Source organism: Streptomyces sp. NPDC046335 (assembly GCF_055587985.1).
The window spans coordinates 283,397-305,566 of sequence record NZ_JBVJFF010000005.1; the positions used below are offsets into that span (position 1 = coordinate 283,397).

At 67.4% G+C, this 22,170-nt stretch carries 18 protein-coding genes, 1 tRNA gene and 5 pseudogenes; 14 read left to right on the forward strand and 10 right to left on the reverse strand.

Annotated features, from left to right (window positions below; all coding sequences use genetic code 11):
• Positions 1–3: 3 nt before the first annotated feature.
• Both ACZ6JY_RS13720 and ACZ6JY_RS13725 read right to left on the reverse strand, forming a co-directional pair.
• Positions 4–1,509 (reverse strand): MFS transporter, encoded by a 1,506-nt coding sequence (locus tag ACZ6JY_RS13720; protein ID WP_469195527.1) that lies wholly within the window; start codon positions 1,507–1,509, stop codon positions 4–6.
• Positions 1,510–1,624: 115 nt separating this feature from the next.
• A complete protein-coding gene (locus ACZ6JY_RS13725; RefSeq protein WP_469195529.1) occupies positions 1,625–2,305 on the reverse strand; it encodes a TetR/AcrR family transcriptional regulator in 681 nt (226 codons plus the stop codon).
• Between the two features lie 262 nt (positions 2,306–2,567).
• On the opposite strand from ACZ6JY_RS13725, the gene ACZ6JY_RS13730 reads away from it, so the two are divergent.
• Positions 2,568–3,851: a M6 family metalloprotease domain-containing protein gene (locus tag ACZ6JY_RS13730; RefSeq protein ID WP_469195531.1), complete on the forward strand. Its 1,284-nt coding sequence runs from the start codon at positions 2,568–2,570 to the stop codon at positions 3,849–3,851.
• 35 nt (positions 3,852–3,886) lie between these two features.
• On the opposite strand, the gene rho is transcribed toward ACZ6JY_RS13730, so the two are convergent.
• Positions 3,887–5,110 carry a transcription termination factor Rho gene (gene rho, locus ACZ6JY_RS13735; protein ID WP_469195533.1) on the reverse strand — a complete coding sequence of 408 codons (1,224 nt, stop codon included), beginning with the start codon at positions 5,108–5,110 and terminating at the stop codon, positions 3,887–3,889.
• Positions 5,111–5,486: 376 nt separating this feature from the next.
• Here rho and dhbA point away from each other — a divergent pair, with 376 nt between their 5' ends.
• The 4 genes from dhbA to ACZ6JY_RS13755 all read left to right on the forward strand — a co-directional run bounded on the left by dhbA (position 5,487) and on the right by ACZ6JY_RS13755 (position 10,197).
• Entirely contained in the window at positions 5,487–6,329 is an 843-nt protein-coding gene (dhbA, locus tag ACZ6JY_RS13740; protein ID WP_469195535.1) for a 2,3-dihydro-2,3-dihydroxybenzoate dehydrogenase, read from the forward strand.
• Positions 6,330–6,579: 250 nt separating this feature from the next.
• Positions 6,580–7,791 carry an isochorismate synthase DhbC gene (gene dhbC, locus ACZ6JY_RS13745; protein ID WP_469195537.1) on the forward strand — a complete coding sequence of 404 codons (1,212 nt, stop codon included), beginning with the start codon at positions 6,580–6,582 and terminating at the stop codon, positions 7,789–7,791.
• On the forward strand, positions 7,788–9,491 hold the full coding sequence (locus ACZ6JY_RS13750) for a (2,3-dihydroxybenzoyl)adenylate synthase (RefSeq protein WP_469195538.1): 1,704 nt from the start codon (positions 7,788–7,790) through the stop codon (positions 9,489–9,491). The genes dhbC and ACZ6JY_RS13750 overlap by 4 nt, the downstream gene beginning before the upstream one ends.
• A 70-nt stretch (positions 9,492–9,561) precedes the next feature.
• Positions 9,562–10,197, forward strand: a complete 636-nt coding sequence (locus ACZ6JY_RS13755) for an isochorismatase family protein (RefSeq protein WP_469195540.1) — start codon at positions 9,562–9,564, stop codon at positions 10,195–10,197.
• A 17-nt stretch (positions 10,198–10,214) separates the two neighbouring features.
• Here the strand turns inward: ACZ6JY_RS13755 and ACZ6JY_RS13760 are convergent, their stop codons facing one another.
• The gene (locus tag ACZ6JY_RS13760) at positions 10,215–10,790 is read right to left on the reverse strand and encodes a MarR family winged helix-turn-helix transcriptional regulator (RefSeq protein ID WP_469195542.1); all 576 of its coding nucleotides are present in this window, start codon (positions 10,788–10,790) and stop codon (positions 10,215–10,217) included.
• Positions 10,791–10,922: 132 nt separating this feature from the next.
• On the opposite strand from ACZ6JY_RS13760, the gene ACZ6JY_RS13765 reads away from it, so the two are divergent.
• Together ACZ6JY_RS13765 and ACZ6JY_RS13770 are read left to right on the forward strand one after the other, a co-directional pair.
• A complete protein-coding gene (locus ACZ6JY_RS13765; RefSeq protein WP_469195543.1) occupies positions 10,923–11,339 on the forward strand; it encodes an organic hydroperoxide resistance protein in 417 nt (138 codons plus the stop codon).
• A 120-nt stretch (positions 11,340–11,459) separates the two neighbouring features.
• A tRNA-Arg gene (locus ACZ6JY_RS13770) sits at positions 11,460–11,532 on the forward strand.
• A gap of 107 nt (positions 11,533–11,639) precedes the next feature.
• Here ACZ6JY_RS13770 and ACZ6JY_RS13775 read toward each other — a convergent pair.
• The 5 genes and pseudogenes from ACZ6JY_RS13775 to ACZ6JY_RS13795 form a co-directional block, all read right to left on the reverse strand.
• Positions 11,640–12,506, reverse strand: a pseudogene (locus tag ACZ6JY_RS13775) (tyrosine-type recombinase/integrase); the annotation flags it as partial.
• 140 nt (positions 12,507–12,646) lie between these two features.
• Positions 12,647–13,275, reverse strand: a pseudogene (locus ACZ6JY_RS13780) (hypothetical protein).
• A gap of 25 nt (positions 13,276–13,300) precedes the next feature.
• Positions 13,301–13,623 (reverse strand): annotated as a pseudogene (locus ACZ6JY_RS13785) (transposase family protein); the annotation flags it as partial.
• A pseudogene (locus tag ACZ6JY_RS13790) lies at positions 13,619–13,921 on the reverse strand (serine/threonine protein phosphatase); the annotation flags it as partial. The pseudogenes ACZ6JY_RS13785 and ACZ6JY_RS13790, both read right to left, overlap by 5 nt.
• Positions 13,922–14,858: 937 nt before the next feature.
• Positions 14,859–15,119: a hypothetical protein gene (locus ACZ6JY_RS13795; RefSeq protein WP_469195545.1), complete on the reverse strand. Its 261-nt coding sequence runs from the start codon at positions 15,117–15,119 to the stop codon at positions 14,859–14,861.
• A gap of 391 nt (positions 15,120–15,510) precedes the next feature.
• On the opposite strand from ACZ6JY_RS13795, the gene ACZ6JY_RS13800 reads away from it, so the two are divergent.
• Positions 15,511–17,028 (forward strand): hypothetical protein, encoded by a 1,518-nt coding sequence (locus ACZ6JY_RS13800; protein ID WP_469195547.1) that lies wholly within the window; start codon positions 15,511–15,513, stop codon positions 17,026–17,028.
• A 599-nt stretch (positions 17,029–17,627) separates the two neighbouring features.
• Here ACZ6JY_RS13800 and ACZ6JY_RS13805 read toward each other — a convergent pair.
• Positions 17,628–17,751 (reverse strand): annotated as a pseudogene (locus tag ACZ6JY_RS13805) (tyrosine-type recombinase/integrase); the annotation flags it as partial.
• 269 nt (positions 17,752–18,020) lie between these two features.
• On the opposite strand from ACZ6JY_RS13805, the gene ACZ6JY_RS13810 reads away from it, so the two are divergent.
• The 6 genes from ACZ6JY_RS13810 (at position 18,021) to ACZ6JY_RS13835 (ending at position 21,961) form a co-directional block, all read left to right on the forward strand.
• Positions 18,021–18,269: a type II toxin-antitoxin system CcdA family antitoxin gene (locus ACZ6JY_RS13810; protein ID WP_469195549.1), complete on the forward strand. Its 249-nt coding sequence runs from the start codon at positions 18,021–18,023 to the stop codon at positions 18,267–18,269.
• Positions 18,266–18,667 (forward strand): DNA-binding protein, encoded by a 402-nt coding sequence (locus ACZ6JY_RS13815; RefSeq protein ID WP_469195551.1) that lies wholly within the window; start codon positions 18,266–18,268, stop codon positions 18,665–18,667. Before ACZ6JY_RS13810 ends, ACZ6JY_RS13815 begins: the two co-directional genes overlap by 4 nt.
• 276 nt (positions 18,668–18,943) lie before the next feature.
• Entirely contained in the window at positions 18,944–19,405 is a 462-nt protein-coding gene (locus ACZ6JY_RS13820) for an ATP-binding protein (RefSeq protein ID WP_469195553.1), read from the forward strand.
• Complete coding sequence (locus tag ACZ6JY_RS13825; RefSeq protein ID WP_469195555.1) at positions 19,396–19,785, forward strand: hypothetical protein; 390 nt, start codon at positions 19,396–19,398, stop codon at positions 19,783–19,785. Before ACZ6JY_RS13820 ends, ACZ6JY_RS13825 begins: the two co-directional genes overlap by 10 nt.
• Positions 19,786–20,402: 617 nt before the next feature.
• The gene (locus tag ACZ6JY_RS13830; protein WP_469195557.1) at positions 20,403–21,041 is read left to right on the forward strand and encodes a hypothetical protein; all 639 of its coding nucleotides are present in this window, start codon (positions 20,403–20,405) and stop codon (positions 21,039–21,041) included.
• Between the two features lie 129 nt (positions 21,042–21,170).
• A protein-coding gene (locus tag ACZ6JY_RS13835; protein ID WP_469196138.1) for an IS5 family transposase occupies positions 21,171–21,961 on the forward strand; the annotation gives its coding sequence in 2 pieces (ribosomal slippage) (positions 21,171–21,492 and positions 21,492–21,961; 792 coding nt in all).
• Positions 21,962–22,170: the final 209 nt, after the last annotated feature.

Genomic DNA, 22,170 nt, shown 5'->3' on the forward strand with positions numbered 1-22,170 from the left:
GGGTCAGTGGGCCATCACCGGGATCTTCACCTCGTCCTCGGCGCCGTCCGCCGAGTCCGAGCCGGCGGAGGACGAGGAACCGCCCTGGTGGCCGGTGTTGATGAAGGTCGCCGCGATCAGCGCGGAGACCACGAGGATGCCGACCGCCCACCAGATGGCGCTGGTGTAGCCCTCGACCATGGCCTGCGCCTGGAGCAGCTTCGGGTTGGTCGCGCCGGCCGCGTTGTCCGTGAGGTACGCGGTGGTCGCCGACGCCGCGATGGTGTTCAGCAGGGCCGTGCCGATGGCGCCGCCGACCTGCTGCGAGGTGTTGACCATCGCGGAGGCGACGCCGGAGTCACGGGCCTCGACGCCGTGCGTGGCCAGGGACATGGCGGGCATGAACGCCGTACCCATGCCGAGGCCCAGCATCAGCTGCGCGGGCATGATCAGACCGGCGTAGGACGTGTCGACCTCCAGCTGCGTCAGGAGCAGCATGCCGACCGCGGCGAGCAGGAAGCCCGGGGCCATCAGCAGCCGCGGCGGGACGCGGGTCATCAGGCGGGCGCCGATCTGCGTGGAGCCCGTGATCATGCCGACGATCATCGGCAGGAAGGCGAAGCCGGTCTTGACCGGCGTGTAGCCCTTCACGATCTGGAGGTAGTACGTGAGGAACAGGAACAGGCCGAACATCGAGATGACGGCGAGTCCGAGCGAGAGGTAGACGCCACCGCGGTTGCGCTCCATCAGGACGCGCAGCGGGAGCAGCGGTGACTTGACCTTGGCCTCGGTGAGGACGAACGCGGCGAGCAACACGACGGACGCGACGAACATCGACACGGTCACGGCGTCGGACCAGCCCGCGGACTCGGCTCGCGTGAAGCCGTAGACCAGCGCGACCAGGCCGAGGGTGGAGAGGATCACGCCGGGGATGTCGAGCGGCGAGCGGTTGCGGCCGCCGGCCGGCTCACGGATGACGAAGTACGCGCCCAGGGCGGCGATCACCGCGAACGGGATGTTCACGAAGAAGGTCCAGCGCCAGTTCAGGTACTCGGTGAGGAAACCGCCGAGGATCAGGCCGACGGCACCGCCACCACCGGCGATCGCGCCGTAGATGCCGAAGGCCTTGGCGCGCTCCTTGGCGTCGGTGAACATCACCGCGAGCAGCGAGAGCGCGGCGGGCGCGAGCAGCGCGCCGAACACGCCCTGAAGGGCGCGGGCGCCCAGCATCATGGCCTCGCCTGTCGCGGCGCCGCCGAGCGCGGAGGCCGCGGCGAAGCCGATCAGGCCGGTCACGAAGGTGCGCTTGCGGCCCCACAGGTCGGCGATGCGGCCGCCGAAGAGCAGCAGACCGCCGAAGGCGAGCGCGTAGGCCGTGATGACCCACTGGCGGTTGCCGTCGGATATGCCGAGGTCCTCCTGGGCGGAGGGCAGCGCGATGTTCACGATGGTGGCGTCGAGGACGACCATCAGCTGTGCGAGGGCGATGAAGACGAGCGCTTTCCAGCGTCTCGGATCTGTTTCAGACATGCGTGTGGCCACCTAGCGGTACGTAAGGTCGAAAAAGGACGTAAGTAAGGGGTGGGCGCGCGGTCAAGGGTGGGCGCGCGGTCAAGGGTGGGCGCGCGGAGGGGGCGGAGCGCGGTCAGTGCTCCCTGAGGTCCCCCAGGGTCGCCGCCTCCCCCGGAAGCTCGGAGCGGGCGGGCGCCATCAGACCGTCGAGGAACAACTGGAGATGGCGGTGGACGAAGCGGTCCATGCTGAGGCAGGCCGTGCCCGGCAGCGGCCGGGTGAGCTGGGAGAGGGCGACCATCAGGTCGCCGACGGCGATGTCGGCGCGCAGCTGCCCGGCCGCGCGTGCCCTTCCCATCAGGCCTTCGATGGACCGCTCAAGGCGCTCGCGGGCGTCGAGCAGGTCGGGGTGGTTGGGGTCGAAGCCGGCCATGAGCATCGGGCACAGGGCGCCGATCCGCTCGTCGGCCGCGGCGTGCACGAAGGTGCGCAGCGCACCGAAGGCGGCGTCCGCGTCGGCGTCCGCCGCGGCGATGCCTTCCTCGGCGTGGTCCGCGACGCGGTCCGTCACCGAGAGGACGACCTGCCGCACCAGTTCGGCGCGGTCGGCGAAGTGGCGGTAGACCGTGGCATTGCCCACGCCCGCGCGGCGCGCGACCTCGTCGAGGGGCACGTCGGGCCCGTACTCCACGAACATCTCGCGTGCGGCGTTGACGATCCGCTCCCGGTTGCGCAGGGCGTCGGCCCGCGGGCGGGCGGGTCGACGCCGGGGGGCGGTGGCGGTGGCGGCGTCCACGGTTCCTCCTCCGGTCATCTTGAGATCGTGCAAGTCATGGGTGCCGAGATGCCGATACGGGGAATGACTCCCCGTATCGCTCGGACACAGGTCTAAACGGGGAAGCGCTCCCCGGTTATTTCCGTCTCTTCCCCTGTCTTGCGGTGACCTGCGTCACACCTCTTGAGCGCAGAAACCCCCGGTCGGTCGCACCCAACGAGCGCCCGTCCACCCCTCGGCAGAGGGTGATCGGACAGGGTGCAGCCGGGTCCGGCGGCTGCCGCGGAGCAAAGGCGCACGTATGCAGCAGCCGACCTGGCGACGGATATGCTCCGCCCGCCGCGGAGTGGCCCTCGCCTCGGTCACGGCGCTCGTCCTCGCGGTCACCACCTCGGCGGGCACCGGCCGTCTGACGGACGAGGCGCCCAGCTCGGCGGGCCCCATCTCCATGGCCGAAGGCAACGCCCTCGGCCCCTGCATGATCAGCGGCACGCTCGGCGTGCAGATGTCGGAAGGCGTGCCCACCCCGCCCGGCTACGCGCGCGCCACCGGCACCGTCCGGGCCCTGAACCTCATGATCGACTTCTCCGACGCCCCCGGCCAGGGCAAGGCGACGGACCGCCTCGCGGAGTTCTTCCCGCAGACCGAGGAATGGTTCCGCACCAGCTCGTACGGGCGCCTGGAGTACCGCCCCGGATCCCCCGTGCCGCACTGGCTGCGCATGCCCAAGTCGTTCGCCGACTACGGGATAGAGCGCGGCGCCCCGTTCGACCCGGGCTACCGCGAGCTGGTCGAGGACATCGTGGAAGCGGCCGACCCCGACGTGGACTTCCGGGAGTACGACCTGCTCAACGTCCTGGTCACGCCGAACGCCGGCCCCTCGGCCCTCGACACGGTCCTGTCGGTGACCTTCGCGGGCAACCACGAGGCGCCGGTCGCCGACGGCGTCCCGGTCTCCAACACGTCCTTCGTCTACAGCCGCCAGGACGACGGCTCGGGCACCTACCACGAGACCGGCTACCGCGTACTGCCGCACGAGAACGGCCACGTCTTCGGCCTGCCCGACCTCTACACGCAGGACGGCGGGGGCGCGGCCGGCCACTGGGACATCATGAGCGAGGACTGGGGCGCCAACAACGACCTGCTCGCCTGGCACAAGTGGAAGCTGGGCTGGCTCGACGACGACCAGGTCGGCTGCGCCGCGCGGCCCGGCACCTCCGAGCACACCCTCACCCCGCTCTCCCGCAAGGGCGGGATGAAGCTCGCCTTCGTCCCACTGAGCGAGCGGACGGGGTACGCGGTCGAGGTGCGCACGCCCGGCGGCAACGACGAGGAGGTCTGCAAGCCCGGGGTCCTCATCTACCGCGTGGACGCGGACGTCGACACGGGCCACGGCCCGGTCACGGTCTCCGACTCCCGGACCGAGAGCGGCGGCTGCACCCGCCGCCCCAACGTCCACGCCGAACTGTCCGACGCGCCCTACGGTCCCGGCGAGACGTTCTCGGACGGCAGGACGGGGCTGCGGGTGACGGTGGCGGACGTGACGGACGAGGGCGACTACCGGGTGAACGTCACGCGGCAGTGACGTGGCGGGGCCGCGGGTGTGGGTATGGGTGTGGGTCACGCGCCCGTGTGGTCAGCCGCCCCGGCGGCCCCCGGCACGGTCTGCCGCACCTGCCGCAGGAACGCGGCGTTGCCCGGCGTCTTCTTGATGCGGTCGAGCAGCGCTTCGAGTGAACTCTGGCTGTCACGGCCCTGCAGGGCACGCCGCAGCCCGCGCACGGCACTCAACTCGGTGGCCGGTACGAGCAGTTCCTCACGCCGCGTACCGGAAGGAGTGACGTCGATGGCGGGGAAGAGGCGCCGGTCCGCGAGCGTGCGGTCCAGCCGCAGCTCCATGTTCCCGGTGCCCTTCAGCTCCTCGAAGTAGTAGTCGTCGGCGCGCGACCCGGTCTCCACCAGGGCGGTCGCGAGCATCGTCAGGGAGCCGCCCTCCTCGGCGAGGCGCGCGGCACCGAAGAGCCGCTTGGGGCCCTGCACGGCGGACGCGTCGACGCCACCGCTGAGCGTACGACCGCCGCTCGCCGCAGCGTTGTTGTACGCGCGGCACAGCCGCGTCAGCGAGTCGAACAGCATCACGACGTCCCGCCCGTCCTCGACCATGCGCTTGGCGCGCTCCACGGCGAGTTCGGCGAGGGCGATGTGCTCCTTGGCGGGCCGGTCGAAGGTCGAGGAGAGCACCTCGCCGCGGACCGAGCGCCGCATGTCGGTGACCTCCTCGGGCCGTTCGTCGAGCAGGACGACCATGAGGTGGCACTCGGGGTGGTTCTCCGCGACGGCCGCGGCGATCTGCTGGAGCAGTACGGTCTTGCCGGTCCTCGGCGGCGCAACGATCAGCCCGCGCTGCCCCTTGCCGACGGGCGCGACGAGGTCGACGAGCCGCGTCGCGACGGGCCCGCCCGCGGTCTCCAGGCGGAGCCGTTCACGGGGGTGCAGCGGCGTGAGATCCCCGAAGCGGGGGCGCAGGCGCAGCTCCTGGGGCGGGCGTCCGTTGACGCGCTCGACCCCGGCGAGCACCCGGGGCCGCCCGCAGACGCCCTCGACGAAGTCGCCGGGGCGCAGGTTCATCTGCCGTACGAGGGCCGCCGGAACCTGCACGTCCGCGGGGCCGGGCAGGCAGTCGGGGCCTCGGACGAAGCCGCGGCCGTCACGGGCGATGTCCAGAACGCCCGTGGCCTGGTGGGGGGTTGGGGATGTGTCTGTACCTGTAGTTGTGGCTGTGGGTGTGGGTGTGGCTGTGGGTGTGGCTGTGGCTGTCATGTGAAGGGTTCCTTTCGCGGACATGCGAATGAGGGGGCCCGGCCGGAGGCGGCGTTGTTCACGCCTCGCGCGACGGGCGCAGAGAAAGTGCTGCGGGAGCGGATCGCTCCGAGAGCACTGAGGGAAGGCCGGGAAGCCCCGGAAGACCGGAAGGCCCGGAACGGCCTGGCAAGGGCTATGCCTGTGAACCGGAGGGTTCCCGTGAAGCGGGAGACTCCCGAGATCCGGGAGCGGAAGATTCAGCACCGGCGCCCAAGACAGGGCAGCAACACGTGCTGTCCGCAACGTAACACACCCGCACGGCGGCGGGCCATGGCGTGGGCGACAGGGGCGGCACCCCTGGGCAGTGATCGTACGTTAGGTTAGGCTTACCTAAACAGTCTGGGGAGGTCGCTCACACATGCCTGAGCACATACCGTACGGGCCGTACACCGAGGGCGAGTTCGCCGGGCGTACGGCTCTGGTGACCGGCGCCGGCCAGGGCATCGGCGCCGCGGTGGCCGCCGCGCTCGCCGCCCGGGGCGCGCACGTCATCGCCACGGATCGCGACACCGACCCGGCGGAAGCGGCGGGGGCGGCGGGATCGGCGGAAGCGGCGGGCCCGGGCGGCGCACCCTCACCGGGCACGATCACGCCCCGCGTCATGGACGTCACCGACCCCGCCGCCGTGTCGCGCGTCATCGACGAGACCGTCCGCGACCTGGGCGCCCTCGACATCCTCGTGAACGTCGCCGGCATCCTTCGCACCGCCCCCGTCGCCGAACTGACCGACGCCGACTGGGCCGACACCTTCGCCGTGAACACCACCGGCGTCTTCAACGCCTCGCAAGCCGCCGCCTCCCACATGACGGCCCGCGGCTCCGGCTGCATCGTCACGGTCGCCTCCAACGCCGCCGGCATCCCGCGGACCGGCATGGCCGCGTACGCCGCGTCGAAGGCGGCGGCCACGATGTTCACCAAGTGCCTCGGCCTGGAGACCGCGCGCAGCGGCGTGCGCTGCAACGTGGTGGCGCCCGGCTCCACCGACACCGCCATGCAGCGCGCCCTGTGGCCCGACGGCCAGGCGGAGGTGCCGCGCAGCGTCATCGCGGGCGACCCCGCCACGTACCGCACCGGCATCCCGCTCGGCCGCATCGCCACCCCCGAGGACATCGCCGAAGCGGTCGTCTTCCTCGCCTCCGACCGCGCCCGGCACATCACCCTCCAGGAGCTGTACGTGGACGGCGGCGCCACGTTGCGGTGAGGCCGCGCTTCCCCGTCTTCCTGCCCGCGGCCGCGAATTCACGGGCGCTCGCGCCCGGCGGTACGCCACGTACGCCTCGTAAGCCACGCAAGCCCGGCACACCCACGCACACCCACGCACACCCCACACGCGTACGCGCACCCGTACACGTACGCCGAATCACCCAGCCCCAGGCCCCAGGCACCAGCCCCCAGCCCGCAGCCACAACCGCCCCATATCGCCCAGCGCCCCCAGGAGAAACGGAGCCCCCGTGTCGACGGCACCCGAGGTCGCCACACACGTCGCAGTCACGACGGCCGAGCAGGCCCATCCCGCCGTGGGAGCGGCCACCGCTCTCCTCGACGACTACACCCCTGGTCAACGTTTCCTCGCGACGCCGACCCGTACCCTGCTCGCCGAGGGAGTCCACGCCCACGTACCGCATGACGACAGGCCCCTGCCGCAGCGTGTCGAGGCCGCTCTGGCCGCCGCGCGCAGGTCCGGGACGGACAGGCCGCACGTCATCGGCGCCGTCCCGTTCGACCACACCGCGCCCGCCGCCCTCGCCGTGCCGCAGACCCTGCGCACCGCGCCGCCCCTGACCGCGGACCCGCTGATCGCGCTGCCCGCCGAGACGCCGGACGCCACGGACTGGCGGATCCGGCCGGTCCCCTCCCCCGAGGAGTACGGCCAGGGCGTCGCCGATGCCGTGGAGCGCATGTGGCGCGGTGACTTCAGCAAGGTCGTCCTCGCCCGCACCCTCGAACTCACCGCCCCCGCCCCGCTGGACATCCCCGCGATGCTCCAGCGCCTGGCCCGCCGTGACCCGTCCGGGTACACGTTCGCGCTGCCCACGGCTCCGGGCCGCACGCTCATCGGGGCCAGCCCCGAGCTGCTGGTATCGCGCCGGGGCCGGCAGGTCGTCGCCAACCCCCTCGCGGGCTCGACGCCGCGCAGCGCCGACCTGGCCGAGGACGTCCGCCGCGCCGCCGCGCTCCTGGAATCCGCCAAGGACCTGCACGAGCACGCCGTCGTGGTCGACGCGGTGCACCAGGCACTCGCCTCGTTCTGCACGGACCTGACGGTCCCCGCCCGTCCCACCCTGATCCGTACGGCCACCATGTGGCACCTGTCCACGACGGTGACCGGCACCCTCGCGTCCCCCGACGCCTCCGCCCTCGAACTGGCCTGCGCGCTGCACCCCACCCCCGCGGTCTGCGGCACCCCGACGGCCACGGCACGCGACGTCATCCGCGAGACCGAGCCGTTCGACCGCGGCTTCTTCACCGGCATGATCGGCTGGGGCGACGCCGACGGCGACGGCGAGTGGGTCGTGACGATCCGCTGCGCCGAGGCCGAGGAGCGGTCCCTGCGTCTCTACGCGGGAGCGGGCGTCGTCGCCGCCTCCGACCCGGCGGCGGAGACCGCGGAGACCGGCGCGAAGTTCCGTACGTTCCTCAACGCCGTGGGGGCCGAGCTGTGAGCACCCCCCTGGACGCTCCCCCGTACCCCGAGGAGTTCGCCGAGCGCTACCGGGCCGCCGGCTGGTGGCGCGGCGAGACGTTCGGCGGTTTCCTGCGCGACCGCGCCGCCGAACACCCCGGCCGGACCGCGATCGTGGACCCGGCGGGCGGCCACCGCTGGACGTACGCGGAGCTCGACGTCCGCGCCGACCGCCTGGCGGCGGGCCTGCTGGCCCGGGGCATCAAGAAGGGCGACAAGGTGGTCGTCCAGCTCCCCAACACGGCGGAGTTCTTCTCGACGATCTTCGCCCTCTTCCGCGTGGGCGCCCTGCCGGTCTTCGCGCTGCCCGCACACCGCGAGACGGAGATCCGCTACTTCTGCGAGTTCACGGAGGCCGCCGCGTACGTCGTCCCCGACCGCCACGGCGGCTTCGACTACCGCGAACTGGCGGAGAAGATCGCAGCCGAGGTGCCGACCTTGCGGCATGTGTTCGTGGCGGCCGGGAACGGGGATGCGCGCGCGGACGCGAGAACGACGACCCGAGGCCCCGTCGAGACCCTGGCGGAGGTGGAAACCCTGGCGGAGGTGGCGACCGACCCAGTACCGATTCCGGATCCGCCCACCCCCTCCGACCTGGCGTTCCTCCAGCTCTCCGGTGGATCGACGGGCGTGCCCAAGCTGATCCCGCGCACCCACGACGACTACATCTACTCCCTCCGCGGCTCCAACGAGCTCTGCGCGGTGGACGAGACGTCCGTGTACCTGGTGGCCCTCCCCGCGGCCCACAACTTCCCGCTCTCCTCCCCCGGTTCGCTCGGCGCGCTCTACGCGGGCGCCCGCGTAGTGCTCTCCCCGCAGCCGAGCCCCGACGCGGCCTTCCCGATCATCGAGGCGGAGGGCGTGACGATCACGGGTCTCGTCCCGCCGCTGGCCCTCGTCTGGACGGAGGCGGCGCCTTCGACCCCGTACGACTTGAGCAGCCTGGAGGTGCTCCTGGTCGGCGGCGCAAAGTTCAGCGAGGAGGCGGCGCGGCGCGTGAGGCCGGCCCTGGACTGCACGTTGCAGCAGGTCTTCGGCATGGCGGAGGGACTGGTCAACTACACGCGCCTGGACGACCCGTACGAAACGATCGTCACCACGCAGGGCCGCCCGATCTCCCCCGACGACGAGATCCGGATAGTCGACGACGAGGACGAGGACCTGCCGCCCGGCGAGAGCGGCCACCTCCTGACCCGCGGCCCGTACACGATCCGCGGCTACTGGCGGGCCCCCGAGCACAACGCCCGCTCCTTCACCACCGACGGCTTCTACCGTACGGGCGACATCGTCCGCCTCACGGCCACCGGCCACCTGGTCGTCGAGGGCCGGGCCAAGGACCAGATCAACCGCGGCGGCGAGAAGATCGCCGCCGAGGAGGTCGAGAACCACATCCTGGCCCACCCGTCGGTGCACGACGCGAACGTCGTCGCCGAACCCGACCCCTACCTGGGCGAACGCACCTGCGCGTACGTGATCCTGCGCGCGGGCGCCGAGCCGCTGAAGCCGTTCACCGTGAAGAAGTTCGTACGGGAACGGGGCCTGGCCGCGTACAAGGTGCCGGACCGCGTCGAGTTCGTGGAGGCCTTCCCGCAGACGGGGGTCGGCAAGATCTCGAAGAAGGACCTGAGGGCGTCGTCACCAAGGACGCACCAACCCCCGGAGCCCCCGGAGCCCCAATAACCCCTCCCGGCGGCGCTGCCCCCTCCCTTGCCCTGCGTATCGACGACTCTGAACGGAACTGCCCACAGCCATGGCTCTGCCCGCGATCACCCCGTACCCCATGCCGTCGGCCGGCGAGCTCCCCGCGAACCGGGTCGACTGGAAGGTGGACCCGTCCCGCGCGGTCCTCCTGGTGCACGACCTTCAGAACTACTTCCTGTCGGCGTACGACAGAAAGGCGTCCCCGATCCCCGAACTGCTTGGCCACGTCTCGCGGTTGAAGCAGACGGCGAACCGCCTGGGCGTCCCGGTGGTCCACACCGCGCAGCCCGGCGGGCAGACCCCCGAGGAGCGGGGCCTCCAGCAGGACTTCTGGGGCCCGGGCCTGCCGGACGACGCCCAGGCGGCGGCGATCGCCCCCGAGATCGGCCCGGCGCCGGCGGAGACGGTCCTCACGAAGTGGAAGTACAGCGGCTTCGTCCGCACGGACCTCCTGGAGCGCCTGCGCGAACAGGGCCGCGACCAGCTCGTGATCACCGGCATCTACGCCCACATCGGCGTACTGATGACGGCGTGCGACGCGTGGATGCAGGACATCCAGGCGTTCGTGGTGGCCGACGCGGTGGCCGACTTCTCCCCCGAGGACCACGCGATGGCGCTGCGCTGGGCGGCGGGCAGGTGCGCGGTCGTGACGACGACGGAGGGGGTGTTCGGGGAGGACGCCTGAGGCCGAGGCCGAAGGACTCAACGCAAACAGTCACTCGCCCCGTCGGCGGCCTTCCGGCCAAGGCCGGCGGACTGCGCTCCAAGGTCGACGGACTTCCCGTCGAGGGCGGCGGTGAGGCTGTCGAGCCGCGCCCGAAGGTCCCGCACCTCGTCCAGGGAGAGCCCGCTGGCGTCGCCGATGGCGCGCGGCACGGCGCGGGCTCTCTCCCGTAGCGCGAGCCCCGTCTCGGTGACCCGGACGCCGACGGACCGCTCATCCTCCTCGCTGCGCCGCCGCTCGACGTGGCCGGCGGCTTCGAGCCGCTTGAGCAGCGGAGAGAGCGTCCCGGAGTCGAGCCGGAGCCGCTCCCCGATCTTCTTGACGGGGAGCTCGCCGTGCTCCCAGAGGACGAGCATGACGAGGTACTGGGGGTAGGTGAGCCCGAGATCCTTCAGCGCGGTCCGGTAGACCCCGTTGAAGGCACGGGCGGCGGCGTGCAACGAGAAACAGATCTGCTCGTCGAGCCGCAAAAAGTCATCGTGAGCCGCCTCGCGGAAGCCACCGCGAGAGCCCTCAGGGGCTTCGCGCCCCGCCCCGTCCTGTACATGCTCCATGCACCCCATGCTACAACTCGCCACCCAATTGAGTTGTGCACAATTAAATGGCGTGCTCTACTGAAGTCACCAGGGAGCGAGACTCCCGGGGGAACCAACCGTCACCCCACCGGCTAGGAGACGAGAAGACCCATGGACGCTCTGTACACCGCTGTCGCCACCGCGAACGGCCGCGAGGGCCGCACCGTCAGCTCGGACGGCCAGATCGACCTGACGCTCGCCTTCCCCGAGGCCCTGGGCGGCGACGGCAAGGGCACGAACCCCGAGCAGCTCTTCGCCGCCGGCTACGCGGCCTGCTTCGCCAGCGCGATGAGCAACGTCGCACGCCAGGAGAAGATCGACGTGACGGACGTCTCGGTGACGGCGGAGGTCAGCATCGGCAAGGACGAGGCGGACGGCGGCTTCGGCCTCTCGGTGGTCATGCGCGCGGAACTCCCCGACCACCTCCAGGGCCCCGCGGGCGAAGCCCTCCTGAAGAAGACCCACGCCTTCTGCCCCTACTCCAAGGCCACCCGCGGCAACATCCAGGTGGACCTGATCATCGAGTAACCCCCACCCGGGCCCGGCCCCCGCCACCCCACGCCGCGTCCCTGTGGATCACCCCGGGGCCACCCAGGACCACCCGCTACACTGACGGCGGCGACCAAGTCTCCGGACGAGCATCGCCACGCCTTCGTAGCTCAGGGGATAGAGCACCGCTCTCCTAAAGCGGGTGTCGCAGGTTCGAATCCTGCCGGGGGCACAGCATTAAGGGCCAGTTCAGGAGGGGTTTCCTCCCGAGCTGGCCCTTTGCCGTTTCAGGCGCCGTGCCACACGCGTGCCACTAAAGCCACGCGGATGCCACATCCTCTAGCCGGACGTGCCGCCCCCACCGTTACGGATCATGGCCCCTAGCCGGTCGGCGATGGCCCGGTCACGATCGCTCGTCATGTGCTGATAGATCAGCGCAGCCCGAGAACTGCTGTGGCCCATGCGCGTCATCAGCTCTCGCGTACTGGCTCCCGCCGTTGAGGCCAGCGTGTTGCCCGTGCCGCAGATCGTGAAAGTGCAGCTTGGCCGAGACCCCCGCCGCCTTCCTGGCCTTGATCCAGTCGTCCCGGAAGTTGCTGCGCCGCCACCCTGCGGCCCGACGAACACGTGCCCGTCCTGCCCTGCGGCTGCATAGTGCTCCAGGTGGCTCATGATCTCGTCGACCAACTCGGCGGGGAAGGAAACCGTGCGCACTCCTGCCGTCGACTTGGGCGCCTTGTCGAAGAGGCGCCCGTCCTGCAGCTCGACTTGCGCACGCCGGACCACGACCACACGGCTGGCCAGGTCGATGTCCATACGGCGAAGCGCGGCCAGCTCGCCGAACCGGAGAGTCGTGAACGCAGCCAGGAGGACGAGCAGCCTGTAGCGCCGAGCGATGGCGTCAGCCATGCCGAAGACCTCGGCCACCGACAACACGGGCCGTTCGGGCACGTCATAACTGTCCGCGCCTTTGATGCGGCACGGGTTGCGGCGGATCATCTCGTCGTCCACGGCCGTGTTCATCAGGGCCCGCAGCAGTTGGTACGCCTTGACCACCGTCGGCTCGCCCACTCCGGCCGCGAGCAGCTTGCCGCGCCAGCTCCGCACCCGAGCTGTCGTGACGTCGGCGATGGAGCCCGCGCCGAAGGCCGGGATGATGTGCAGCCGCATCACCGATTCGTTCCGCTCCCGGGTGCGGTCGGCCAGAACATTCCTCGCTTCCGGCCCCAACCAAAGCAAGATCAAGACAGCGGGTTAAGGATCTGCACCCCCTAACTGATCGTTTCAATATGAGCTGGTGGGCCGCTTGGCGTCGGGATGTGCCGTAGGTGAGCCGCAACGAGTGGTCACCGGCCGCTAGCTGACCGTCCCACCGCGGTCTGCGCGTCGGCTGCCGCGAGCACGGTGTCAGCCAGTTCTGTGGCGGACTGTCCGCTACCCGCGTCGATGCGATCCAGGCCCAGCCTGTCGATGGCATCGATCATGAGTGTCTGATAGCGCTCAGTGCGGGGCGGGCCAGGAACTTGTCCATTAGGACTTGCTCCTCATCTGTGGCTGCTTCATAGCAGCCTGCCGCGTGAACGCGGGTGCATACTATGGAGTCGTCGGTGGTGAGCCACACGCCAGCCGTGCGCGGGACCTGCAGTCCCGCGACGCGGACGGGCCAGAGTGCCGACCCCTCCAAAACCAGGCCCTTCCTGCCACGGTTCTTGGTCGCATGGGCCCTGATCAGTTCTTCGATGCGGGGCCACAGTCGTTCGTAGTGGCTGAGAACAGACGTGACCAGTTCGTCAACCGTAAGTGATCTGTAGTGCTCGACGACGTGCGCCGGCACCGCCCACTCCGGGGTTCTCCAGGGTCGCCCAGGGTGCCCGGCGAGCCTGTCAGTGCTCAGGCACTCGAACCCAAGCTTTTTCGCCATCACTTGGGCAACGGTCGACTTCCCGACGTTCGACGTCCCGCCGATCAGAGCCACCTGTAAATCACGCACGCCAACGACCCTACTGATCCTTCCGGGACGATGCCTGCAGTCGGCGGAGACAAATAATGCAGCATGCCAGTTGCAGGAACTCGTGGTGGAGGCCGGCGCGGCGTTCGTAGCGGGTGCGAAGGCGTTTGAACTGGTGAAGTCAGGCAAACGTACGCTCGACTAGCAACCAAGTCTTCCCCAGGCCGGAGCCACGCACGACACCTCGCCTGGCAATGAGTGGCTTGATGCCGCGCTTCCACAACAGGCGGCGGTACTTGACGAAGTCGTAGCCCCGATCGGCGAAAATCCGCTTGCCCGGTTCCACGGGCGGCCACGTAGTCCACCTATGCAGGGCGACCCGGCTGCCAGGCAGCGGGATCGCGTCGCACCAGTCGCCGCCGACCCGCGCGATCTCAGCGGTCGGCAGGTACCGGTGCGCCAGTCGTACGCCGGTGGGGCGCGGCAGCGTCTCAGGCAGCATCGTGCATTGCAACTCGTCCGCGATGTATGCCTCGCGGCCGTAAAGCACCGCCTTGTCGATGCCGAGCGCGCTGTGCGTGGCCAGATGGCCGGCAACCAGCAGGTCGTCGGCCTCGAACGCCATCCGCTCCGGACGGCGCAGGAACAGCGCCGCGCCGAGCACCCGACGGCGCCGATGATCAGTTGTGGCTGTTCTGAGCGAGCGGCCACCAGGTGAGGAGTACAGCCAGCGGAGATGGGGGCGCCGTGCTCGGCCATCTCGACGCAACAGAAGAGCAGCGTGGCTGAGACCGGTGGGGGTACAGCGAGGCACAGCCCGCCTGGCCGGTCGGCGCACCCGCCGTCGTGGCTGACTGTCGTCGGCTGAGGCACAAGCAAACTCCAGCAGCGCTCTCTTGGCCCGCTCAGGGTGAGGGCGTGAAGCCGGCGGACTGGTCGAGGTGGAACGCGGAGCCCGGAGCCGCCGGAGTCCACCCCTTACACAGGGCAAGCCGAACAGCCACGGCGACATCCGACGGCAGTACAGCTCAGCCTCGCAACCTATCCAGTTGCTCGGATGCGGCTGTTCGGTGGCGACCACGAGCGTCATGCCCGGGGTGTCCGCATGCTCGACCGCGAACGTGCACGGCGACCAGGCCAAGCCCTGGAAGTACGTCGGCCTGCCTCGCAGCCGCCAGCGGTAGACCGTGCCCATCGACGACGATCCGTCGCGATCCCTTGCGGCCAGCGCCATGACTCCCCCTTGAACAGCGAAGATGGTAGCGAGCGCGGCGCCGCCGCCCGTCTCAGTTTCCGTCTCATTCAGCGCCGTTCACGGTTGTTCAGGCAAGACGGAAGCCGGTAGCCATTCTTAACGATCGGCCATCCATGAACGCAGGTGAACGCCCCCGCAACCAGCCCATCGCCCCACCACACCACACCACACCACAGTTGAGTGTGCGCCCCGTCAGCGCGCTTGAGGGGGCAGCAAGGGGCCCTTCAGCATCCGTGGCCCATGTGTGGGGCAGGAGCACCCTCACTGGAAGCAAAGCCGCCCCTGGCCAGGACGCACTACTGCGCGCTTGACACTCTTGAAAACCGTCGAGCCAAAGAGGGCATGGGTTCACGTATCAGCGCAGTGGCTTCCTGCGCAGCTTGGGAAGGGGCTTGGCGGAACCGAACTGCCAGTCGAGACGGCTGCCAGGACTCTTTTCGATCTTCAGCATGACCGACTGGGAAGCGGAGAACTTGAGGACGAGTCCAGCGCGGAATCTTCCATCTGCTTGCCTGTCCCAGACAAGGTCACTGTTTGCCCTGGCCCACACGGCCGCGTCCACGAACCGGGAGAGCAAGGGCGATAGCTCGGCGTCCTGCGTCTTGTCCTCGTCCATCGACTCTTCCCCCAAGCTTCTAAAAATCCCGCCTCGACGATTTCAACGTTCGTACATCTCTCGGCCTCCAGTCCACGCTTCCTGGTCTCGGCCGCCGCGCTCGCACTCTAGGACACGACGGACCGGACCCGCTGACGATTCGGGCAGTTCTGCTCCACCATGGGCTTGTCCACGGTGCCGGCGAGTCGGCCGCCCCCCTAGTCGGCGAGCAGGAGACGAGCGCGAGCCTCGACTGAGTGGACGGAGGCCAGAGTGTGGGCCAAACTCCACCGCCTCGGCCTCACCGCGCATGCATCGCCGTCCCGATCGCAACGAGGCGTACACCCCGCCCAGCCCATCAATCTCCTGTACTTGCCGGGTAACAACCCCTCATTCCGCGAGCAGACCTAGGATGAAGATCCAGGATGCATCCATTGACTCAGGGGTGGGAGCGAGTATGAATACGGGGACGAACATTTATTTTTCAGACTATTTCGAACTGAACCCCTCCACGCTTGAGGAGTACGGGGCTTTCGATATAAGCATAGTCTCGGATCTCCCATTGTTCATCGATCCTTTCCTACTCTTCACTAGCGAAAAGTCAGAATATCAAGCACTGCATGACTCCATTGTCATCTACCTTCAATTCCTTAAATCCAAGGCAAGCAGATACCTGGACCCTGGTCTCATTAAGAGTTGGTACCACTTTAAAGAAGTAAAACAGAACTGGCTAGGGTTCACCGTGCTGGGGAATGGAGGGCACGCGCTCGGTCCAAAATTTGCAGCATCTCTCAACTCTGCGCTTGAGGACATCCTTTCTAACGTGGGCACCGAGAGGGAAAGCAACGGCACTGGGACTCACCTAGAGAAGCTGGCATTGATCGGCCCCGGCGTCGGCCGGGACGGGGTTAGCGATTTCGCAACCAATCTAATAAAGCACTATCTGCTGAAGTACACGGAAAAATTCGCCCGCGATCACATGAGGGAGGGTCAATGTCGCGAGTTCGCAGTAAAACGAGCGGCTTTCAACTACAGAACTGAGACTTGGGAAACTCGCCGCTATTATCTTCCGAGCCTACGCGATGACTACGTCCTCCTCACTCCGACTGACATCCTCACGCGCGATGACACATGGATCAGCCGCGACGACTACATCAGGCAATTCACAGGCCTCAGCGCAGCCGTGGAAGACGATGAGCTCAGAGCCAGTATCAACAATTACTTCCGACAGAACTTCCACCCTCGCCAGTCAGCTAAAGATCGAAACGCAGCAATCGATAGAATCACGCGCCAGTTTCCTGAGCTAGTCGACCTCTACATCAAAACCAAAGAAGACCAGGGAGAGCTCGCTCAATCCACCAGTGCAGCCAAAGCCAACGACACCCACAAAGTCCTAGTCGATCAGGTCAAGCTTGCCATTCAAGACCTCGAAGACAAAGGAGAATTCTATCAAAAGCCGTGGGGCAGCTACGAGGAGGCGCTGGTTCGTGTTCGATACTTCAAAAGATATGTCGAGAATATGGACGGCTACAAGGTAATCAATCGAGCAGGCCGACCTTTTGCGCAAGAATCGGAGGTTCAACTCTTCTTCGGTCTCGTCTGGTGCAAGAGCGAATTCGACGTGAACCGTGAACCCAACAATGGGAGGGGCCCGGTCGACTTCAAGGTTTCATTCGGCACAGGAGACAAGTCGCTGATTGAATTCAAGCTTGCTTCCAATAAGTCACTAAAGCGAAATCTAGAGAATCAAGTCGCCATTTATGAAGCGGCCAACGAAACTCGCCAATCCGTCAAGGTCATCCTTTGCTATACCGCTACCGATCAGCAAAGGGTCGATAAAGTCCTTCGAGAGCTTGACCTGAGTCGGGAAGAATCCGTTGTAGTGATCGATGCGCGCAACGACAACAAACCTTCAGCCTCGACGGTATGAGGACCGCACAAATATGCGCCTCCCCGGGACACCAGATCGACACCGTCTCCCAGCTCCGACCTGAGAGCGTGTACGTCTCCGCGGAGTGACACCTCAGCGGACAGAGACTCGTCGGCGGGCCATTGACTGGGACCGCCGCTACCCAAGCTGAGGGCTCTGGCCGCCGGAGCCAAGGGGGGTACGTTGCAGGGATGCCGACCGAGTCCGTACCGACCTGCCCCGGTGCGGTGACCCGCTGAAGGCCGGCGCGATGGCGCTGTGCCACCGCAAGGAGGACGACCGCCGCACATGCTGTGTGGTCCGAGGGATGTTCCAACCAACACGTCTGGTGGAAGTGGCCGACCGTCCGACCGCCGAGCTGGAACTCTGCCCCTACCCGGACCTGATGGACGGCTGACATCCACGGCTGACATCAACGACGCTGGACAGGGGCCTACACCAGCAACTCTGTCCGGCCGTCCCATCAGTTGCCGACAGCGTTCAAAGCGGACCCGGATCGAACTCATAAAGCGGGTGTCGCAGGTTCGAATCCTGCCGGGGGCACCAGCCAAGGCCCCGGAGCGACCATGGTCCGGGGCCTTTGACATCTACTTCCGCCATCAACGTGGCCGGTCACTACGTCCGGGGCGCCTCTTGAGCAGCCGATCCATGTGACTGATGGCCTGGCCACTGCGTGTCCTGCACGACGTGCGCGTATACGTCCATGGTGATGCTGATCTGACTGCGCCAAGGGTCTCGCCCTGCCCCCGAGGCAGCCTCAACCATCTTGCCCAGCGTGCTTGCCACCCCTCTCTGTCGCTCGTATCCCTAACCCCGATGGATCAGCGCGGATCTCAGCGAGGCCTGGGCTCGCGGATCCTCCCTTGAGGCGCCATCGGCCCGTCGGCCGTAAGTGCCACGGCGCTGGAAAGACGACCAGATTGGCTCCATTCCCTATGGCCCCAGGGCGCCAATCACGAGACCCTGTACGCATACTCTGGTATGCTTGCGTCATGTCCTCCACTACTCGGATCACCGTCACGCTCCCCAGCGACCAGGTGGCGGAGCTCCGCAAACTCACGGACAACGTCTCCGGCTACGTGGCAGAAGCAGTGGCCCGCCAGATCCGGCACCAGCTGCTGGGCGACGATCTGCGGCGCCACGAAGAAGTGCACGGGCAATTCAGCGACGAGGAGCTCGCCGAGGCCCGCTCGAAGATTTTCGGTGCTGCCAGCTCCTCCAGGAACACGGACGCCGCGTGAGCGAGCGCATCGAGACTGTTGTCCTGGACTCGGAAGGGCTCTCCGCCTGGGTCGCGCAGGACCGCAAGTTCCTCGCAATGTTGCAGGTGTTTCACGAGACGGGGGCAGACCTCGTAATCGGTGCGAACACCATCGTCGAAGTCAGTCACTCCCGTATCAACATCCAACGCCTGAACTGGGCCCTGTCCCGCATCAAGGTGGAGCCGGTCACTGAACAAGCGGCCAAAGCAGCAGCGGAGCTCCTCAAGAGCGCCGGACTGCACGGTCACAAGTACGCGATCGACGCCACGGTGGCAGAGGTCGCGCTGCGCCAGCCCAAACCGGTCGCCCTACTGACGTCCGACAGCGACGACATGACCAAGCTCTGCGGTAGCCAGGTCCGCATCGTCCCTCTCTGACCCACCGACCCACCGGAGCATGCAACTTTGCAGGGTCCGTTGCCATGGCGCCACCCGTGCCCCCTCCGTGCCCAACGGAGCCGACAACAGCGGTCATGTACGGCTCCGGGCACGTTCCTTCGCTGATGCTTGCCGGGGCGTCGGGCCGTCCAAGTGGACTGCCACAGTGGTGTAAAAGCGTTGCACGGCGTCGTCGGCGCTGCGGATGAAGCCGGATTCGGCGTTCCCACGGCTGCTTCCCATGCTTTTGAACAGGGACAGGCGGAAGCCGGTGATGTGAGTGTCGTTGCTCTTCGGGAGCACGTCCGCCGGCCCGGGCGGAGCACGGAGCGAGTCTGGGGCCTCACTTGCCCAGGATTCCCTGAAGAGGTCAGCCGGGCCCGACGCTGGACGCGGGACATCCTGCGCGGCTCGCCACTGACGGACGACGCCGAACTGATCGTGAGCGAACTGAGCGCGAACGCGATCCTGCACACGGCCAGCGGCCAGAAGTCCGGCAGCTTCCACCTGCTGATCGAGGTCTCGCCGGAGGTGATCGCCCTATCGGTCACGGACGGCGGAGGCGCGGGAACCGCCCCGAAGGTCGAGCGCCAGGACGAGGAGGCGGAACACGGCCGGGGCCTGGACATGATCAGCGCCATCGCCCACCGAGTCCTCGCCCACGACAGCGACCACGGCCTCACGGTCACCGCGGCCCTCTACACCCAGGCCGACCAGGGAGCCCCACTATGCCGATGAGCAAGCCCCGCCGCGGCTACTGGTGCGAGTGCTGGACGCAACCCACAACGACGGACGGCCAGTCCGAACCACAACTACGAGCGTCCTTCGACGCCTATTCGGCAGCCCAGGCGGACCGATGGGTAGCGGTGGCACTCCGCACGATCTCCCCAGCGCTCGACGCCGACGCATCAGACGAAGCCTGGCAGTGGCTGTACGAGGACCGCGTCCACACCCGCAGAGCACTCCTCCAGATGCAGCCGTGCACAGTCACAGTGACCCACGCCGACACACGCATCACCTGGAGGATACGACCAGTACTCTTCCTGCCCCTCGCACACCGCCAGGCGGCAGAACTCCCGCCGTGCGCATACGACTTCAAGCCCCAGCAGACAGACTGAGTTACAACTTTCTCTACTGGTTCAAGGCCCGCGCACGGCGCGGGCGCGCGCGCCGCCTCTACGGCGCGCTGCGTGCATGCGGGCGGAGATAGGGAAACCCTTGTGGCTGGGGCAGTCAGCTCCACGACTCAAACGTCCTGATGACGGACGGGAGCCCAAGTTCGTCTTGTTGTACATGAACGCCACCAGGACCGCTCCCGGTTGCCGAGAGACCAATGCCGGGTACGCCGACCGCCGCGGTGGCGCATGGGAGGGGGACACCACGTCCTACGCGCGGCTGCGTAATCAGGGACCTCGGACCTTGAGGAGCACTGCGGAGTGCGCGATTGATCAAGAAGCCCCTTGGGAATGCCGTGATCGAGAACGGTAGATCGCTCTAGGGAGGGGCTATGTCGCACACTTCAGGGGGACGCCCTGAAGCCAGTCCACGGCCGGGCAATTCACGTCGACGCAGCAGCTCTACTAGAAGTGAAGGGCAAAAGTCATTTCTTGAGCGCCCCATTGGGTGGGTAACCGTTATTGGTGGCGGCCTGGCTATCCCGTCCGGAATCATCGCTCTACTCTTTCAGTTTTTCCCCGACTGGCAACCTGAACGCGACAGGACTCCAGAGCTGAAAGTGGCCGACTTCAACGTAGACCATGAGGAGAATATCCAGGCAGACGCTATTGACGAAGACGGTAAGAAGAGCAAGGTCGAGGAGTGGCCGTCTTCGATGGTCACTGTCACAATCAGGAACGAGGGGGATGAGCCGGTTCTGATTCACAACGCCCGGTTCAAGTTTCATCGCATCGATGAATTCAGCTGCGACGGTGGCGGCGGCCTGGGCTGGCCCATCGGCAGGTACGACGTGAAGCTGGCGGGGGAGAAATCTGGCGCCGTGGTGAACAGGAAGATGCGTTGGACCATCCCCCCACACGGGCAGGAAACAGTGGCGTTCACTGTCGGCCCTAAAGGGGGAGTCAACATGTCCGTTTCTCTCTATAGATTCCAGATCACTCTCGAGAGGGACGAGGGCGATAAGGTCGACCTTCCTGTGGTGGCACACGCTGCGCCGCCGATCTGGATTGAGATGCACAGGAAAGGATCGCCGGGGGTTTCATCTCCCCCAGAGGATGTAGAGATCGAATGCTGGAATAAAGAGTGGCGCAAATTGAGGAGATTCGCCGAAAGGAGAGATGTGAAGTCTCCGGAATTCCGCTCCTTCTATTCCAGGGTGAAGTCTGATGAGGGGTGGTGGCGAGATAAAGAGAAGTGACAGCAATCCAGGATTTTCACCAGGTGATAGCCATAGAAGTAAGAGGTCCTAACAGAAGTTGTTGATCAAGTGACCGTCGGCTTGTCTGCTCGTTGGTCGAGTCGTGGGAAACGTCAGTCGCGGCCGTGGATCGTGTCGGACGAACTGTGGTCGCTCATCGAGCCGTTACTGCCCGAGCCGGGGCCCAAGCTGGTGGCCGGCCGGCCGCGAGTGCCGGACCGACAGGCCCTGTGCGGGATCCTGTTCGTGCTGCACACCGGCATCCAGTGGGAGTACCTGCCGCAGGAGCTGGGCTTCGGCTCGGGCATGACCTGCTGGCGACGCCTGGCCGCCTGGAACGAGGCCGGCGTGTGGGACCAGCTGCACTTGGTGCTGCTGAAGAAGCTGCGGTCGGCGAAGCAGCTGGACTGGTCGCGGGCGGTGATCGACTCCTCCCACGTGCGGGCGGCCCGCAGGGGCCCAAAAGCGGTCCCAGCCCGGTCGACCGCGCACGGCCGGGCAGCAAACACCACGTCCTTGTCGATGGCCAGGGCATCCCGCTCGCTGTGACGCTGACCGGCGGGAACCGTAACGACGTCACCCAACTCCTGCCCCTGCTGGACATGGTCCCACCCGTGGCCGGCGTCGTCGGACGGCCACGCAGACGGCCGGACATGCTCTTCGCCGACCGCGGCTACGACCACGACAAGTACCGGCGACTGCTGCGGAAACGCGGTATCCGGCCCGTGATCGCCGAACGCGGACAGCCGCACGGCTCTGGACTGGGCATCTTCCGCTGGGTCGTCGAACGCACCATCTTCTGGCTCCACGGCTTCCGACGCCTGCGCATCCGCTGGGAAAGACGCGACGACATCCACGAAGCCTTCCTCGGCCTAGCCACCTGCCTCATCACCCACCGCCACGTCCAACGCCTTTGTTAGGACCTCTAAGGCAACCTTCCCAACCGCAGGTGGTCGTCACCAACCGCAGACACGCGGGCGACCAGCCTGGCAGACCTCAACAGCCGCCACGCCCGTAGTTTGCATCGAGGGGCGGCCTGACACTCACAGCTGGCATCAACGACGCCGGACGGGGGCGTACACCAGCACCCCCTGTCCGGCCGACGCGCCAGACGGCGAAAGCTGCCGGA

Bases quoted from the DNA above. Each gene is read 5' to 3' on its own strand.
- ACZ6JY_RS13720 (WP_469195527.1), bottom strand. From the start codon at position 1,509: ATGTCTGAAACAGATCCGAGACGCTGGAAAGCGCTCGTCTTCATCGCC.
- ACZ6JY_RS13725 (WP_469195529.1), bottom strand. From the start codon at position 2,305: ATGACCGGAGGAGGAACCGTGGACGCCGCCACCGCCACCGCCCCCCGG.
- ACZ6JY_RS13730 (WP_469195531.1), top strand. From the start codon at position 2,568: ATGCAGCAGCCGACCTGGCGACGGATATGCTCCGCCCGCCGCGGAGTG.
- rho (WP_469195533.1), bottom strand. From the start codon at position 5,110: ATGTCCGCGAAAGGAACCCTTCACATGACAGCCACAGCCACACCCACA.
- dhbA (WP_469195535.1), top strand. From the start codon at position 5,487: ATGCCTGAGCACATACCGTACGGGCCGTACACCGAGGGCGAGTTCGCC.
- ACZ6JY_RS13755 (WP_469195540.1), top strand. From the start codon at position 9,562: ATGGCTCTGCCCGCGATCACCCCGTACCCCATGCCGTCGGCCGGCGAG.
- ACZ6JY_RS13760 (WP_469195542.1), bottom strand. From the start codon at position 10,790: ATGGAGCATGTACAGGACGGGGCGGGGCGCGAAGCCCCTGAGGGCTCT.
- ACZ6JY_RS13765 (WP_469195543.1), top strand. From the start codon at position 10,923: ATGGACGCTCTGTACACCGCTGTCGCCACCGCGAACGGCCGCGAGGGC.
- ACZ6JY_RS13795 (WP_469195545.1), bottom strand. From the start codon at position 15,119: ATGGACGAGGACAAGACGCAGGACGCCGAGCTATCGCCCTTGCTCTCC.
- ACZ6JY_RS13800 (WP_469195547.1), top strand. From the start codon at position 15,511: ATGAAGATCCAGGATGCATCCATTGACTCAGGGGTGGGAGCGAGTATG.
- ACZ6JY_RS13810 (WP_469195549.1), top strand. From the start codon at position 18,021: ATGTCCTCCACTACTCGGATCACCGTCACGCTCCCCAGCGACCAGGTG.
- ACZ6JY_RS13825 (WP_469195555.1), top strand. From the start codon at position 19,396: ATGCCGATGAGCAAGCCCCGCCGCGGCTACTGGTGCGAGTGCTGGACG.